The sequence below is a fragment of the Halopseudomonas sp. genome (assembly GCF_036960865.1).
GTDB lineage: Bacteria > Pseudomonadota > Gammaproteobacteria > Pseudomonadales > Pseudomonadaceae > Halopseudomonas.
The window spans coordinates 148,766-164,458 of the sequence record NZ_JBALWE010000009.1 but is presented as its reverse complement, the minus strand read 5'-3'; the positions used below and the strand labels follow the sequence as shown (position 1 = coordinate 164,458).

Annotated in this window: 15 protein-coding genes; 8 read left to right on the top strand and 7 right to left on the bottom strand. The window is 59.2% G+C overall.

What is annotated here, in order from left to right:
• Positions 1 to 46 precede the first annotated feature (46 nt).
• Genes phnE through V7747_RS14175 form a run of 4 tightly spaced genes read right to left on the bottom strand, consistent with a single transcriptional unit; the run spans position 47 to position 3,301 of the window.
• Complete coding sequence (gene phnE / locus V7747_RS14190; protein ID WP_335616671.1) at positions 47 to 811, bottom strand: phosphonate ABC transporter, permease protein PhnE; 765 nt, start codon at positions 809 to 811, stop codon at positions 47 to 49.
• The gene (locus V7747_RS14185; RefSeq protein ID WP_335616670.1) at positions 808 to 1,644 is read right to left on the bottom strand and encodes a PhnE/PtxC family ABC transporter permease; all 837 of its coding nucleotides are present in this window, start codon (positions 1,642 to 1,644) and stop codon (positions 808 to 810) included. The genes phnE and V7747_RS14185 overlap by 4 nt, the downstream gene beginning before the upstream one ends.
• Positions 1,635 to 2,441, bottom strand: a complete 807-nt coding sequence (locus tag V7747_RS14180) for a phosphonate ABC transporter ATP-binding protein (protein WP_335616669.1) — start codon at positions 2,439 to 2,441, stop codon at positions 1,635 to 1,637. The genes V7747_RS14185 and V7747_RS14180 overlap by 10 nt, the downstream gene beginning before the upstream one ends.
• On the bottom strand, positions 2,438 to 3,301 hold the full coding sequence (locus tag V7747_RS14175; RefSeq protein ID WP_335616727.1) for a putative selenate ABC transporter substrate-binding protein: 864 nt from the start codon (positions 3,299 to 3,301) through the stop codon (positions 2,438 to 2,440). The genes V7747_RS14180 and V7747_RS14175 overlap by 4 nt, the downstream gene beginning before the upstream one ends.
• 174 nt (positions 3,302 to 3,475) lie before the next feature.
• On the opposite strand from V7747_RS14175, the gene V7747_RS14170 reads away from it, so the two are divergent.
• Positions 3,476 to 4,273, top strand: a complete 798-nt coding sequence (locus tag V7747_RS14170; RefSeq protein WP_335616668.1) for a hydroxypyruvate isomerase family protein — start codon at positions 3,476 to 3,478, stop codon at positions 4,271 to 4,273.
• On the opposite strand, the gene V7747_RS14165 is transcribed toward V7747_RS14170, so the two are convergent.
• A complete protein-coding gene (locus tag V7747_RS14165; RefSeq protein ID WP_335616667.1) occupies positions 4,270 to 4,716 on the bottom strand; it encodes a PA0061/PA0062 family lipoprotein in 447 nt (148 codons plus the stop codon). The two genes, V7747_RS14170 and V7747_RS14165, sit on opposite strands and share 4 nt — an antisense overlap.
• On the bottom strand, positions 4,713 to 5,963 hold the full coding sequence (locus V7747_RS14160; protein WP_335616666.1) for a transporter substrate-binding domain-containing protein: 1,251 nt from the start codon (positions 5,961 to 5,963) through the stop codon (positions 4,713 to 4,715). The genes V7747_RS14165 and V7747_RS14160 overlap by 4 nt, the downstream gene beginning before the upstream one ends.
• Before the next feature lie 233 nt (positions 5,964 to 6,196).
• Here V7747_RS14160 and V7747_RS14155 point away from each other — a divergent pair, with 233 nt between their 5' ends.
• On the top strand, positions 6,197 to 7,045 hold the full coding sequence (locus V7747_RS14155; protein WP_335616665.1) for an SDR family NAD(P)-dependent oxidoreductase: 849 nt from the start codon (positions 6,197 to 6,199) through the stop codon (positions 7,043 to 7,045).
• A 50-nt stretch (positions 7,046 to 7,095) separates the two neighbouring features.
• Here V7747_RS14155 and V7747_RS14150 read toward each other — a convergent pair whose 3' ends face one another.
• Entirely contained in the window at positions 7,096 to 7,971 is an 876-nt protein-coding gene (locus tag V7747_RS14150) for an alpha/beta fold hydrolase (RefSeq protein ID WP_335616664.1), read from the bottom strand.
• Positions 7,972 to 8,575: 604 nt separating this feature from the next.
• On the opposite strand from V7747_RS14150, the gene rfbF reads away from it, so the two are divergent.
• The 6 genes from rfbF to V7747_RS14120 are packed head-to-tail and all read left to right on the top strand — an operon-like array spanning position 8,576 to position 15,671.
• Positions 8,576 to 9,346 carry a glucose-1-phosphate cytidylyltransferase gene (gene rfbF / locus V7747_RS14145; protein WP_335616663.1) on the top strand — a complete coding sequence of 257 codons (771 nt, stop codon included), beginning with the start codon at positions 8,576 to 8,578 and terminating at the stop codon, positions 9,344 to 9,346.
• Entirely contained in the window at positions 9,337 to 10,404 is a 1,068-nt protein-coding gene (gene rfbG, locus V7747_RS14140) for a CDP-glucose 4,6-dehydratase (protein ID WP_335616662.1), read from the top strand. The genes rfbF and rfbG overlap by 10 nt, the downstream gene beginning before the upstream one ends.
• A complete protein-coding gene (rfbH, locus tag V7747_RS14135; protein WP_335616661.1) occupies positions 10,401 to 11,723 on the top strand; it encodes a lipopolysaccharide biosynthesis protein RfbH in 1,323 nt (440 codons plus the stop codon). The genes rfbG and rfbH overlap by 4 nt, the downstream gene beginning before the upstream one ends.
• Positions 11,723 to 12,418: a sugar phosphate nucleotidyltransferase gene (locus V7747_RS14130; RefSeq protein WP_335616660.1), complete on the top strand. Its 696-nt coding sequence runs from the start codon at positions 11,723 to 11,725 to the stop codon at positions 12,416 to 12,418. The genes rfbH and V7747_RS14130 overlap by 1 nt, the downstream gene beginning before the upstream one ends.
• Positions 12,415 to 13,779 carry a GHMP family kinase ATP-binding protein gene (locus V7747_RS14125; protein ID WP_335616659.1) on the top strand — a complete coding sequence of 455 codons (1,365 nt, stop codon included), beginning with the start codon at positions 12,415 to 12,417 and terminating at the stop codon, positions 13,777 to 13,779. Before V7747_RS14130 ends, V7747_RS14125 begins: the two co-directional genes overlap by 4 nt.
• Positions 13,776 to 15,671, top strand: coding sequence for an N-acetylneuraminate synthase family protein (locus V7747_RS14120; protein ID WP_335616658.1), 1,896 nt, complete (start codon positions 13,776 to 13,778; stop codon positions 15,669 to 15,671). The genes V7747_RS14125 and V7747_RS14120 overlap by 4 nt, the downstream gene beginning before the upstream one ends.
• Positions 15,672 to 15,693: the final 22 nt, after the last annotated feature.

Below are 15,693 nucleotides of genomic sequence, written 5' to 3'. Positions count from 1 at the left end.
GAGGCGTTTGCTGGCGCCGGTATTGATCCGCGCGCCCCTCGACCGCTTAGGCTAAACGTGCTCGCAACCACCCACTCAACGCGTCGACCAGCAACACCATGGCCAACATGGCCAGAATCACACTCATCGCCTTGGACTGCTGAAACAGGCTAAGCGTGACGTGCAGCATCTGCCCCAGGCCGCCGGCACCGACAAAACCGAGTACAGCAGCCATGCGGATGTTGTTTTCCCAGCGGTACAAGCTGTACGCCAACCACTGTGGAATCACCCCGGGCAGGGTGCCATAAAGAAAGGCCGTCGTGGCTGAGGCGCCAGCTTCACGCAGCGCGTTGGCCGGTTCTGGGGGCGTGTTTTCCAGCGCTTCGGCAAACAGTCGCCCCAATACTCCTGTGGTGTGCAGAGCGATGGCCAGAGTGCCGGCAAAGGGGCCGAGACCGGCGGCGAGGACCATCAGCGCCGCCCAGACCAGCTCCGGCACCGAGCGCAGTGCGTTGAGCAGCAGGCGGCAGGTCGACTTGGCGATGGCGCCCAGTCGCCCGGCAGCCAGCAGGCTCAATGCGGCGCCAAAGAGCGCGGCGAGCAGGGTGCCGATGGCGGAGATCGCCAGGGTTTCCAGCGCGCCCTGCCACAGCTTGGCCAGCCAGGTCGGCGAGGTGTTGGGTGGGAAAAATGAGCCGGCGTAGTCCAGCATCTGTGCGCGGCTGTCGGCTTGGAGCAAGCTGCCGAAATCCAGCTGCAGGTAGGCGAAGGAGGCCACCACGGTAGCCGTGATCGCCAGCAGCCAGAGAGCCGCGCTGATGCCGGGTCTCATGCCAGTCTCCGGCGTAGCTGCAGGCTGATCTGGTCGGCGAGCAGCACCAGCAAAAGGAACGTCAGCAGAATGCTGACCACTTCACCGCCGGCAAACATGCGAATGGACAGGTCGATCATCTGCCCCAGGCCTCCAGCGCCGACAAAGCCCATGATGACCGAGGCACGCACTGCGCACTCCCACCGATACAGCGTATAGGAGGTCAGCTCCTGGGCGGCATTGGGAAGTACCGCATAGAAAAACGCAGACAACCTTGAGCTCCCGCTTTGCAGTAGTGCGCAGGTAGGCTGGGCATCGACGGATTCGTAGATTTCGGCGTACACCTTGCCGAGCATGCCGCTGTAGGTGATGGCGATAGCGAAGACCCCGGCTGTGGGGCCCAGACCAACAGCGCGCACGAACAGCAGCGCCCAGACAATCTCAGGGATGCTGCGCAGTACCACCAATATGACGCGCACCGGATAGCGCAGTAAGCGACCTGCACCGCGTGACCTGCCGTTGAGCAGCGTCGAAATTGACAGCGCGCGGGTGGCAATCAGGCTAAGCGGTACTGCCAGCAACAGAGCCAAGGCTAGGCCGGCGGTGGCCATGGCCAGGGTCTCCAGCGTCGCGCGGCCGAGTAGACGAAGGAACTCGCTGCCGACCTCTGGCGGCCAGAAGCCAGCGAGAAAGCGTCCCATCACCTCGCGGTTTTGCGCATCGAACAGTATCTGCGGCCGAAACTCGGTGAGCTGCAGGCCGGGCCAGAGCAGCAGCAATATCGCCAGGGTCAGAAGTACCCGTGGTGTGGCCGCCGGGTCCTGCCAGCGCTGGCTTTGTGCAGCTAGAGACATGGGTTGCGCAGGGGCTGCGTCAAGGCTGAAGCGGTTTGCCGAGTCGGCTGGTTCAGGCCGGTATTGACGTAGAGGTCATCCAGATCCTGCTGGCTCACGGCTTTGGCCGCCTTGTCGAACAGCACTTCACCGGCGCGCAGGCCAATCACGCGGGGGAAATGACGTAGTGCGAGTTCTACCGCGTGCAGGCTGGCGACCAGCGGAATCTGCCGCTCGCGGGCTATGTTGCCAAGGGTGCTGAGAGTGTGTTCTGCGAGTACCGGGTCCATCGCTGACACCGGTTCGTCGGCCAGCATCAGTTGCGGTTGCTGGTAAAGGACGCGGGCAATGCCCACACGTTGTTGCTGGCCACCGGAGAGCTGGTCGCAACGATCAAACAGTTTGTCCGCTAGATCCAGCCGGTTCAGCTCGTCACGAGCGCCATCGATATCACAGGGGTAGCACAATGAGAGACAGGCGCGGGCCAGCGACCATTGGCCAAGCCGACCTGCCAGTACAGCGGTAACCACGCGCTGCCGCGGCGGCAGCGGTGGACTTTGATGAATCAGGCCAATACGGCTACGCAGCTGTCGCAATGCGCCAGCGCGCAGGCGAGCGGGATGCTGTTGCAGTAGTTCCAGCTTGCCACTGGAGGGCATCAGACTGGTGGCCAGCAGCTTCAGCAGTGTGGTTTTGCCGGCACCGGAGGAGCCAATGATGGCGACCTGTTCGTTCGCCTCGATGCGCAGGTTGATGTCGCGCAGGGCCAGCATCCCGTTGGGGTGGGAGTAACCCACCCCGTTCAGGCTGATACTCACTCAAGCAAGCCGGCAGCGCGCGCAGCTTCTTCGATACCTTGGTAGTTTTCCGCCTTGGTGGGCACAAAACGCGAGGCGCGCTGCAGGTCGAGGATCGCCTTGTGTTCCGGATTGGCCGGGTCGAGGGCCAGGAATGCGGCTTTGATCTTCTCGACCAGAGCCGGGTCGAGGTCACCACGTACGGTCCAGTTATAGTCGTAGTAGGTGGGGGTTACGGCGTACACGCGTACCTTGTCGGTGTTTATCTTGTCTTGCTCAAGCAGCTTTTCCCACACTGAGGAGTTCAGTACGCCAGCGTCGACCTTGCCGGACTCAACCCAGGCAACAGTAGCGTCGTGCGCGCCGGAAAATCCGACCCGGCTGAAGAAGGTGTCAGGATCAATACCGTCCTGCTGCAGGAAGTAGCGTGGCATCAGGTGACCCGAAGTGGAGGATACCGAACCAAAGGCGAAGCTCTTGCCTTTGAGGTCGGCGTGGGCCTTTACGTCGGGGTCGGCGGTAATGAAGGTGCTGGTAAAGACCTCATCCTGCTCGCGTTGTACCAGCGGAACGGCATCGCCGGTGCGCAGCTTGGCCTGAACGAAGGTGAAGCCGCCCAACCAAGCGAGGTCAAGACGCTTGGCACCCAGGGCTTCCACCACACCGGCATAGTCGGAAACCGGTTGAAAGGTCACCGGCATGCCCAGCTCGGCTTCCAGGTATTTACCCAGCGGCTCGAACTTGCGCATCAGTTCGGTGGGCGCCTCATCGGGGATGGCCGACACGCGCAGGGTGGCAGTTTCTGCCCATGCAGGAGTGGAAAGCAGGGTCACGGCAGACAGGCACAGGCCTGCCAGCGCAGCCAGGGGGCGTTTGATCATCGACATGTTTTGCTCCGGTTCAATAGCGGAAGACTCCGACTCAGCTGTCGTGGCAGAGCAGGGCGTGGCGGCAAGTGTAAAGAAAAAGCCCGCGCAGGCGAAGCCCCTAGGTCCTGCAGGTTTGCGACTCAGTGGATTACACTGTTGGCCTTCTCACCTACCGGAACCTCTGCCATGCGAAGGAAACTTGCCGCTAACCTGTCACTGCTGTTTGCCGAGCGGCCGCTGTCAGAGCGGATCGTCGCAGCAGCTCAAGCCGGTTTTGACGGTGTGGAAGTACAGTTTCCTTATGCGCTGGCGGCCACGGACCTGCAGGCAGAGCTGCAGCGGCAGGCCATGCCGCTGGTGCTGTTCAACTTGCCAGCGGGCGACTTGATGGAGGGTGGCAACGGATTGGCCGGCGTACCCGGCCGCGAGGCCGACTTCGCGGAGGCACTGCAGCAGGCGCTGAATTACGCTGAGGTAGCGCAGCCCGAGAAGGTAAATGTACTGCCGGGTAAGCTAGCCCCGGGCGTGAGCGAGGCGCAGGCGCTCGATACGCTGGAGCATAATCTGCGTTTGGCGGCTGACGCCTTCGCGAACCTGGGCGTGGCGGTGGTGTGCGAAGCGATCAACCGCCTGGACATGCCGCGATTTCTGCTGGCCAGCTCCGCTGAGTTGGCGGCCATGTTGGCGCGGGTGGCGCATCCCAATCTGTCAGCCCAGCTGGATCTCTACCATATGGCGCGGATGGGTGAGCCAATAGCCCAGAGCGTACAGCAACTGGCCGGGCAGATTGGGCACGTGCAGTTTGCGGATGTGCCTGGACGGGGAGCGCCCGGTAGCGGTGAACTGGATTTTCAGGCCGCACTGCGGGCGCTTGATAGCGTCGATTATCGAGGTTGGCTCGCGGCAGAGTATCGACCCGCAGAAGAGGACCGGCTGGCTTGGCTGGAGACGTGGCGCTCGGCGGGGTGGATAGCGCCACGTTAGATGCCGGGGCCGCAACGTACCTCTTCGGCGTTGGCAATCTTACGCTGTGTCTGCTGGTCGTATAGCCATCCGGCTGGCTTCCAGCCACGTCGCTCGGTTTTCAGCAAATACTGCATGCCGGGTTCGAAATTGGCGTAGCTGACTTCCATTATGCAGGTTCGGAAGTTGCCTTCGAGCAAGCCGCCGCTGGCCGAACCGCCGGGCACTTCAAAGTGGTAGCGCACCTGCAGTTGGTGGGCACCGGGGCTGATATCACCAAAGCGGATGCTCTTGGTCAGTTCTCCGTCAAGCCGATACGCCCTTACCTCGTTACCTACATCTGCGTCCAGGTTGATGCGTGCCATGCCGTTGTCGATAGGTTTTTCCGGTATCGGCGAGCAGGCGCTGCAGGCGACGAGCAGCGCGGCGGGGATGACCTTCAGGACAGGTGATTGATAAGTCATTGCGGGATGCTTTCTCCGTCAAACAGACTGTTTTCCATTTTCAGCGCGCGCTCAATATCGATCCCCAGCACCATGACGCCAATCACGTCATCACCGCCTGGACGACGGATAGCGGTACTGATGTGTACCTGATAGCGCTGGGTGGATTGATCGTAACTCAATGGCCCCATGAATGGGCGGTCCTGACTGGCGAAAAAGGGTTCGGCGAATTTGGCCTCGTCGCCTTGCCAGTAGTCGGTGGTCAACTCGCTGGCAGCAACGTTGAGTCCGTGCTGGTCGGTGACCATGATTTCACTGACCAGACCGTTGTAGCTGGCCTGCTGCCTGGCTAGCCAGGCCGACAGCGGACTGCCGAGCACGCCGCTAATCAGGGGTTTGTCAGCTTGCTGCTGCTCTGCCTGCCACTGTTGATCCAGTTCGTGGATACGACTCAGCGAGATGTTGGCGTGCCTTTGGTTCTGCTGCAGTATGCCCTCGATCAGCACGGGTTCGTGCCGCCAGTTGGCAAACAGGGTGGTGTGCAGCTTCTGCAAGCGCTCGCGTTCGTCGGCCTGTAACACGCTGATTTCCGGTATGCACTGATAGACTTGCCGGTTGAATTGCTCAAGGAAGCCGGGTTCGCGGCCCAGCAGTGCGTTGGCGAAATACACCCCCAGGGTGGTGTATTGCTGAAAGTAGGCATTGCGCGGACGCAGGTCCAGCGGTTGCTGGGTCAGCTCTATGCGCAGGGTCTGCTGATCGGCAAGGAAGGCGTCGATGCGGCCGCGCTTGAGCAGGTGCAGCAATTGCGACGTGGTGGTCACCATCGGGTCGACCTCGTACCCATGCTGCAACAGCCAGTCCACCTGATTGCTGCCGCGCACCCCGCCGATGCGCAGCTTGCTGCCTGAACCGAACGCCGGCGGGCGGACCGGCGTGTTGCTGTACCAGTACCATTTTTCCAGCGCCAGCGGCGCAGAGAGGGTGGCAAAGTCGTTGGCGCGGTTCATGCGGGTGGCGGAAAAGAAGCCTTCGGCTCGTCCCAGGCTGACGTCATGGACGGCGCGCTGCCAAGGCAGCACTCTGATTTCGTAATCGCGATCCATCGCGCTAAAGATGCAGGCCAGTGCCTTGATGGAGCTGCCGGTCAGGCGATCTCCCTCCTGCACCTGATAGGGCGGAAAAATATCGGTATTCAGCCTCAGCGGCGCGCCATGGGCGGCCAAGGGCAGGGTGAGGAGCAGGGCTAACCAGAGGCGTCCGGGCATCGTTGTTTTCCAGCAACCATGATGACCCAACTATAGGTCATAACCGGGCACCGGGTAGGCGATTTCTGTCTTGTGGTTCCATGCTGTGACGAGCTTTATAAATTGCACTGCTTGGCCTAAATCAACCTGACCGATAGCGCTGGTCTGGCCAGGGTGAACGGGGCATTCTATTCATCCAGCTTATAATTCATTGTCGCTCGCATAAGTCGGGCGCAGGTTCACAGGAGCAGAGCATGCAGAATCTACAGGGCAAAGTGGCAGCTATCACCGGCGGCGGCAGTGGTTTGGGTCGTGAATTCGCGCTGTGCTGCGCTGCGCGGGGTATGAAGCTGGTGCTCGGTGATGTGGATGAGGCCGGCATGCAGGAAACTCTGCGCCTGGTTGAAGCGGCGCACCCGGGGACCTCTGCGGCCAGCATGCGTTTGGACGTCTCGAAGCTGGAGCAGGTGCAAGCCTTTGCTGATCTGTGCAAGAGCGAGTTTGGCGCTGCCCACCTGATCTTCAATAACGCGGGCGTGAGTGTGGGTGGCCCGGCATGGGAAAACACCGTTGCCGACTGGGAATGGGTCATGGGCGTCAATCTGTATGGCGTGGTCTGGGGCGTGAAAGTCTTCACCCCTATGTTTATCGAGCAGGGTGAGGGGCACGTCATCAATACCGCGTCCGCAGCCGGCTGGTTGAATGGCCCGAGCATGTCGATTTACAACGTCACCAAGCACTCGGTGGTGGCGTTGTCCGAGACGCTGGCGCTGGATCTGCGTGATATCAACGCCAACGTTGGTGTGACCTGCCTGTGCCCGGCATTCTTCCCTACCGGTATCTCCGATTCGCAGCGTAACCGTCCGGCCGACAAGGCCGATACGATTGCGCCGAGCGAGATCATGCTGAAACGCGCAGAGATGACTAAGGCCGCAGTGCAGAAAGGCAAGATTCAGGCGGCCGATATTGCCGAGCAGACGCTCAAGGCGGTCGAAGACAATCAGTTCTATGTGTTCCCGCACCGAAAGATCAAGCAGTTGATTGGTTTGCGCGCTCAGGCTGCCGAGGCGGAAACCACGGTATTTGATTCGCTGAATCCCTGATCAGCCCTTTTGTTGCCGCTACTGCGTGTCCTGCGCCGTAGCGGCAAATCTCAGCCCGCCAGCGCCAGCTTACGCTGCGGTATAGGCTGCTCATTGCGCATCTCGCGCAGCACAAAATCCTCAATCGCCGCTCGAGTGTCTTGCCAGGCCGTCTTGTGCTCAAGGTCCAGGAAATGCCCGGTGTGTGCGATGCGGGCAAACTCCGCGCGTGATGCCAGCGTGCCAAAGTGCAGTGCATCCTCGGCGCTGGTGTATTTGTCCCAAGTACCGTTAACGAACAGTAGCGGTATATCGATATTACTGACGCAGCTCATGTATTGGCTGCTATCAAGCTCCAGCACCTGACGGATATGCAGCAGCATCTGGGCGTACTCATGTTCATCCAGACTGCTGACATGGCGGAAGTTGCAGCGCTTGAACAGCGGGGGCAAGAACTCGCCAATCGTCTCATTGATCAAATTGCCAATCTGCTGCCGGTCGCAGGCAGCAAGATAGGCTTTGCCGCGGGCAAGGTAATCCTGCATGGCAGGATTGATGATCGGCGAGAATGAGGTGATCACCGCGCGTTTTATGCGCTCAGGCCGCTGAGCCAGGGCCAGCATGGTGGCGACCCCACCCCATGAAAACGACAGTACCTGGTCGGCGCGAAAGTGCTCGATCAGATCCAGCAAAATCAGCGCCTCGTCCTCCTTGCCAATCAGCAGCTCATTGCGGTTGTACGCGCGGGAATGGCCGCTGTAGGGCTGATCGAACAACACTACATTGAAGAGGGGCTGCAGATAGCGCAAGGTCTGGCCAAAGGAGGCACTGGTGGCCAGCGAGCCATTGACCAAGATGATTGTCGATTCGGCCTCGGGATTGGGATAAAACCAGGTGTGCACCTGCAAATCGCGGTGCACGCGAACAACGGCTTTCTCAGCGTACATGGGCACCTCGGTGTCAGTCGGTCAGCGTGCGCCGAAACGCACGAGTCTTGAAATGACACCAGCTAACCGGAGGCAGGTTACAGCGGTGTTGCACGTCGCTGCCTCTGGGGCAATATTCATGCAGATGTAATGAAGTGTCCTACAGCAGAGCCTAGCCTTGCAGTGGCTTTGCAACGAATTTGCACCGTTGTGACGTGTGCCTGGCTACCAATGCCTCGGGCAGTTTAGTTGGAACTCTCCCTGTAACGGGTCAATACTGAGCGAGCATGCACGCGCTTAGTCATTTTGCTTGTTTTGGGAGCCTTCATGTTTTGTGTTCAACTCCCCGGCTAGCGAACGTCTGAAAGCTCTCTTCTCGGCTTTCGACTCCTTGTGTCTCTATCCGAAATGGACAGCAATTTGATGCAGTAAACCGCTGAAGTTAGAGGGCTAGGCACTGGTTGTTTTGAACCCCGATCCGAGCAATTAGCTGTAAGTCGCTGGCTACAATGGTATTTTATCGTCGGCTGGCAAGGTTTTTGCTGTAGCTTGGCGTAGAGCGGCATACAAGTGGGTTTGCGACAGAATGTTGGCGGCCCGTGGCCTCGGAACAAGGATTAAAACAATGAAGGCAGTCATTCTGGCTGGTGGTCTGGGGACCAGGATCAGTGAAGAATCGCACCTCAAGCCCAAGCCCATGATAGAGGTTGGCGGCAAGCCGATCATTTGGCACATCATGAAGATCTACCAGCATTATGGGATTACCGACTTTGTAATCTGCCTTGGCTACAAGGGGTATGTCATCAAGGAGTACTTCGCCAACTACTTTCTCCACATGTCGGACGTCACCTTCGATATGGTCGAGAATCGCATGCACATTCACCAGCAGCATGCAGAGCCGTGGCGGGTAACTCTGGTTGATACCGGAGAAATGTCCAGCACTGGTGGCCGCCTGAAGCGGGTGCGAGAGTACTTGGGCGACGAAACCTTCTGCTTTACCTACGGCGACGGTGTTTCCAATATCAATCTTCCCGAGCTCATCGCCTTTCACCGTGATCACGGCAAGCTTGCAACCGTTACTGCGGTGCAACCTCCGGGGCGTTTCGGTGCGCTGGATATTCAGGGTCAGCAGGTGGCTGGGTTCAAGGAGAAGCCACTGGGCGACGGCGGCTGGATCAATGGCGGCTTTTTCGTAATCGAGCCCGCTGCGCTCGACTATATCGAGGGTGACGATACGACCTGGGAGTTTGAGCCCATGACTCGGCTGGCCGCCGATGGCGAGTTGATGTGCCATTTCCATCATGGGTTCTGGCAGCCCATGGACACACTGCGAGATCGCAATTTTCTCGAAGAGCGCTGGGCGAGCGGTAATGCGGAGTGGCGCTTGTGGGAGTGAACGCAACGTTCTGGTCCGGTCGGCGCGTATTGCTGACCGGGCACACAGGCTTTAAGGGCGGGTGGCTGAGCATTTGGTTGCAAAGCCTGGGAGCCGAGGTGTACGGCATTGCTTTGACTCCCGAAAGCGAACCTTGCCTCTGGAGTGTCGCCGGATTGGCGGGTCGCGTTGACGGAAGTATCACGGATCTGCGTGACCAGCAGGCATTGTCTGCGCGGGTATTGGCGTTTGCCCCGGAGGTCGTATTTCATTTGGCTGCGCAGCCACTGGTGCGCGCGTCCTATCTTGACCCCGTAGAAACCTACGCAACCAACGTTATGGGTACGGTAAACCTGCTGGACGCGTTGCGTCGTTGCGCGTCGGTCAGGGCGATCGTAGTGGTCACGACAGACAAGTGCTACGAAAACCAGGAGTGGCACTGGCCCTATAGAGAGACTGACCGGTTGGGTGGCTTCGACCCCTATAGCAACTCAAAAGCTTGCGCGGAGCTGGTTTGCGCGAGTTTTCGGGACGCTTTCTTCAAGCCCGCTGGCGTTGCGTTAGCCACGGCGCGTGCGGGCAACGTCATCGGCGGTGGCGATTGGGGGCGCGAACGCCTGATCCCCGATGTGCTGCGCGCCTGGGACGCGGAGGCGGAACTGACGTTACGCTACCCCGACGCTACCCGGCCTTGGCAGCATGTGCTGGACCCGTTGTGCGGTTATCTTATGCTGGCCGAGCACCTGCTGACCGCCAAGCCTGATGAGGTAACAGGGTGGAATTTCGGGCCTGATAACAGCGGTGTTGCCAGTGTGGCTGACGTCGTTGCGCGCATGGCGGCATATTGGCCTGACGGCGGCGCTTCTTGGCGCGCTGCCACAGACAGTCAACCGCATGAGGCCGGACTGTTGGCCCTGGATTCTTCTCGTGCGCGGCAAATATTGGGCTGGCAGGCGCGCTGGACGCTGGAGGTGGCCCTGGAACAGACGTTGGCCTGGCATCAGGCCTGGAGAAATGGCCATGATATCCACGCACTCTGTTTGCAGCAGATAGCACTCCATCAAGGCGAATCGATATGAGTGATGCCCGCAAGCAAGCGTTGCGCGAGGAGATCGCTCGCAAGGTCAAGGAGTACGCCGAGCTCAGCTTGGCGCCCACACCTTTTGTGCCGGGAAGTTCCAGTGTGCCGCCGTCAGGCAAGGTGATTGGCGCTACTGAACTGCAAATGATGACAGAGGCTGCCCTCGATGGCTGGCTCACCACTGGTCGTTTCAACGAGGCGTTTGAAAAGCGCCTGGCAAAGTATCTCGGGCGGCGCAACGTCTTGACTACCAACTCAGGCTCATCGGCGAACCTGCTCGCGTTCTCGGCGCTGACCTCACCCCGCCTGGGTGATCGTGCCATCGTGCCTGGGGACGAGGTCATTGCTGTAGCGGCAGGCTTTCCGACGACGGTTAACCCGATTATTCAGTGTGGTGCAGTACCGGTCTTTGTGGATGTTGATCTGGCCACCTGCAACATAGACCCGACGCTGATTGAAGCTGCGATCACGCCTAAAACCAAGGCGGTGATGCTGGCCCACACCTTGGGCAACCCGTTTGATCTCGGGGTCGTGCGCGCGCTGTGCGACAAGTATGGACTTTGGTTGGTAGAAGACTGCTGCGATGCACTTGGCGCAACCTATGACGGCAAGCTGGTTGGTTCTTTCGGAGACATTGGAACCCTCAGTTTTTATCCAGCGCATCACATTACGATGGGTGAGGGTGGGGCTGTCTTTACCGACAAGCCGCTGTTGAAGCGGATTATGGAGTCGTTCCGTGACTGGGGACGCGACTGTTATTGCCCGCCGGGGGAAGACAATACCTGTGGCAAGCGTTTTGACTGGCAGCTGGGTAGTCTGCCGGAAGGCTACGACCACAAATATATCTATGCGCACTTGGGTTACAACCTGAAGATCACCGATATGCAGGCGGCCTGTGCGCTGGCGCAAATGGATCGACTGGACGATTTTATTACTGCCCGCAAAGCCAACTTCTCTTGGTTGCGTGCCCGTCTCGCTGCCGCGACCGACTACCTGATTCTGCCTGAAGCGACGCCTAACAGTGATCCGTCCTGGTTTGGTTTTCCGTTGACGCTGCGGGATGGCGAACGTTATCGGCGAGTTGACCTTTTGCGTTTTCTAGACTCCCAGGGCATCGGCACGCGCCTGCTGTTTGCCGGCAACCTGGTGCGTCAGCCCTACATGCAGGGACGCCAGTTCCGCGTTTCCGGCACCTTGCCGGTGACCGAGAAAGTCATGAGGGACACCTTCTGGGTCGGTGTCTGGCCGGGTTTGGGCAAAGAACACCTGGAACACATTGCTGCCAGCATCGAGTCCTTCTTTGCGAGGATCGCCTGATGCGTGCCTACGTGTTGTGTGGCGGCTTGGGGACGCGTTTGCGCGAGGTCACCAAGGGTGGGCAGAAGGCTCTGGTAGACGTTCACGGCGAGCCATTTCTGTTGCTGCTATTGAGGCAGCTCAAAACAGCTGGTGTAAAGCACGCGGTGCTCTGTGCCGGGTACCGTGCTGATCAATTGGAGACGATGTTGGCAGACTTGTCGCAACGCGCTGAGCTGTCACTTGACCTAGCCGTCGAGTCGCGCCCGCTGGGGACTGGCGGGGCGCTACTCAATGCGCTGCAGCAGCATCCTGCAGATGCGCCCTATCTGGTCCTCAATGCCGACACCTATCTCGCCGCTGATGCCTTCTGCTTGCGCAGTGATGGTGTGAGCAGCTTGATCCTCGGTGTGAAAGTAGCCGATCGTGCGCGCTACGGCAGTCTGCAGGTAGCGGAGGACGGTCATGTGATCGAGTTGCTGGAAAAAGGCGAAACCGGCCCCGGATTGGTTAATGCCGGAGTGTATTGCTTTACCGTTGCTGCCATGGACGGTGAGCCACTGCGGCCCTGCTCGATGGAGCTAGACCTGTTGCCTGCGCTGATCGCGCAGGGCGAACTGCTGGCCGTGACCTATGCAGGACCTTTTATCGATATTGGTACGCCTGACACATTGGCCATGTTCAAAGCCTCGCCGGATTGGAGTGCGCAGCAATGAGCCGGTTATTGGACATGCTCACGGTGCGAGTGGATGACTCGATTCTGGATGCGGTGAAGTGTATCGAGTCGGGTGACCTGCAGATCGCCTTTGTCGTCGAGGCGCAAGAGCGTCTGGTGGGGGTCGTGACCAACGGTGATGTGCGGCGTTATTTGCTGCAGGGCGGCGACACCAAGCTGCCCGTCACCGCCTGCATGAATCGAAACTTCCGAGCGGTTGAGCTCGGGGCCACGCGTGAGCAGTTGTTGAAGACCTTTGATCTGGGCTACAACGCGCTGCCGGGGTTGGATGCCAACGGGCGTCTCTGCGAGATCTATACTCGACAAATGACCGCCAGCCCGGAAGTACCGGTACTGGCGCGTGCTCGTGCGCCGGTGCGAATGAGTTTTTGTGGCGGCGGCGCGGATCTGACCTATTTCTTCGTAGATCACCCTGCTGCGGTGCTCAGTTGTACCGTAGGCCTCTACGCGCACGCGACACTGGTGCCGCGGGACGATGCCAGCGTTCATATCTACTCCGAGGATATTGAACACGAGGAGCATTACCCCAGTTTGTCGCAGTTGCTGATCAGTGAGCACAAGAGCCTGCTGGCGACTATTGTCTCGGTCATTCGGCCTGCCTATGGTTTTGACCTCTACTTGCGGTCTGACTTTTCTGTTGGTTCCGGTCTGGGCGGCTCTTCTGCGGCAACCACGGCGATCATCGCCGCCTTCAATGAGCTGCGACAGGATCGTTGGAATACCTATGAAATAGCCGAGTTGGCTTTTCAGGCGGAGCGGCTGTGCTTTGGCATTGCCGGCGGCTGGCAGGATCAGTACGCGTCGGCTTTTGGCGGTTTCAATCTGATCGAGTTCGAGAATCAGCGCAATCTGGTGCACCCCATACGGCTTGAGGACGCGGCCCGGTTCGAGCTGGAGGCCTGCCTGGTGCTGTGTGATACCGGCTCGGTACACGACTCTGGCCAATTGCACGAAATGCAGCGCCAGGAAATGGAAGCCGAGCTTTCGCAGACCGACCTGCTTCGTGAGAGCGTGACCCTGTGTCGGCGAATGCACCGCCACCTCATCCGCTGCGAACTGCATGATTTTGGCCTTTGCCTGCATGAAGCCTGGATGCTGAAAAAGCAGTTTTCTTCCGCCGTCAGCGACGACAAGCTGGATGATATTTACGCCAAGGCGCGGGCTGCAGGTGCCTTGGGGGGCAAGTTGCTGGGTGCTGGTGCTGGCGGCTTTTTTCTGTTCTATGTGCAGCCCCAGAACCGGCAGGCAGTCGTTCGTGCCATGCATGAGATAGGCTGTTCGACGACCAACTTTCGATTTGAATCCAGTGGCGTGACTTCATGGCGAACAAAAATACAATGACTGACGCAAGCATGGATATCGGCGGTTTTTCCGTCGGCGGTGATCGGATATTCGTTATTGCCGAGGTGGGCAACAACCACAATGGCTCGCTCGATCTCGCCAAGCAGCTGGTCGATGCTGCCATCGCGGTGGGTGCCGACTGCGTCAAGTTTCAGCTGCGCAACCGCGCTGCGCTCTACCGCAGCAAGGCTGATGGCTCACGTGCCGAAGACCTGGGTGTGGAGTACATTCAGGACCTGCTGGACAAGGTTGAACTCTCGCTGGAAGAACACCGTGAGCTGCGTTCTTACTGCGCCAGAAAGGGCATTGTTTACCTGTGCACGCCCTGGGACGAGGCCAGTGTCGATGCGCTGTCCGACTTTGACCTGCCGGCCGTCAAGTTGGCCTCGGCCGATTTATGCAATCCCTACCTGATTGCCAAGGCGGCGACCTTGGGTGTACCGATGATCCTGTCCACGGGGATGTCCTTTGAGCACGAGGTTGTGGCGGCAATCGCCCAGCTGCGTGAGCTTCAGGTGCCGTTCGCGCTATTGCATTGCAATAGTGCTTATCCCGCGCCGGAAACGGATATCCAGCTCAACTATATCGGGCGCCTGCGAGAGCTTCATTCACTGATCGGCTATTCCGGCCATGAGCGGGGCATCGCCATTTCACTGGCTGCCGTGGCTTTGGGTGCCAAGTTGATTGAGCGGCACATCACCCTTGATCGCACTATGGAGGGGCCGGACCACCTGGCAAGTCTTGAGCCGGAGGAGTTCAGGCAACTGGTGGACGGAGTGCGGCAACTGGAGAAGGCGCTGCCCTGTCCGGGTATGCAGCGCCAAGTCAGTCAGGGGGAGTTGCTGAATCGCGAGAATCTGGCGAAAAGCGTTATTGCCGCGACATCCATCCGTTGCGGAGAGATTTTTACTGACGACATGCTCCGTGTGGCTAGCCCAGGGCAGGGGCTGCCACCCTACCGATTGGCAGATCTGATCGGCAAGGCAGCTTGCCGCGATATAGAACAGGGTGACTTTCTGTTTGAAAGCGATATCGCAGGGACAGACCAGCAGACGCTGGCGTTCCAGATGCCAATTCGCTGGGGTGTACCCGTGCGCTACCACGATTTTCTCCAGTACCAGGCGCGTATCTCTCCGGACCTTTTTGAGTTCCACCTTTCCTACCGCGATTTGTCGGTCGACCCCGAGCCCTATCTTCGACCCGTTAGCTGCAGCCGTCTGGTGGTACATGCGCCGGAGCTGTTCGAACATAGTGAGCTGCTTGACCTAGTGTCAGATGACCCGGCTTATCGCCAGCGTTCGATCGCCAACCTGCAGCGAGTGGTGGATGCAACGCAGCGAATTGCGGTGTTCTTTCCCCAGGCTGATGCGCAACTGATTGTGGCTAACGTCGGTGGCTTTTCTGCCGATGCACCCTTGCCGATTGAACGCCGTGAACTGCTCTACGAGCGTTTTCGCGACTCTTGTGCCCAGATCGACTTTGGCCCTACTGAGTTGATTCCCCAGAACATGGCACCTTTCCCTTGGCATTTTGGTGGCCAGCGCCACCAGAACATCTTCATGATGCCGGATGAGCTGGCGCAGAAAGCACAGGATTTGGGGCTACGTCTGTGTCTGGATCTGTCGCACCTGCAGATGACCTGCTTTCATTTTGGTCTCGATTTTCAGGCCGCGTTGCGCTTGCTGTTGCCTTTGGCAGCGCATCTGCACGTGGCTGATGCCAAAGGTACCAACGGCGAAGGCGTACTGATGGGCACAGGTGATGTGGACTGGCCTGCGACCTGGGCGCAAGTCAGAGCCAGCGATGCCAGTTTCATCCCTGAAGTCTGGCAAGGTCATAAGGATCATGGTGCTGGGTTTTGGTCAGCGTTGCGTTACTTGGAGTCACTGTGAGGTCGCGACCATGAATGCTGAG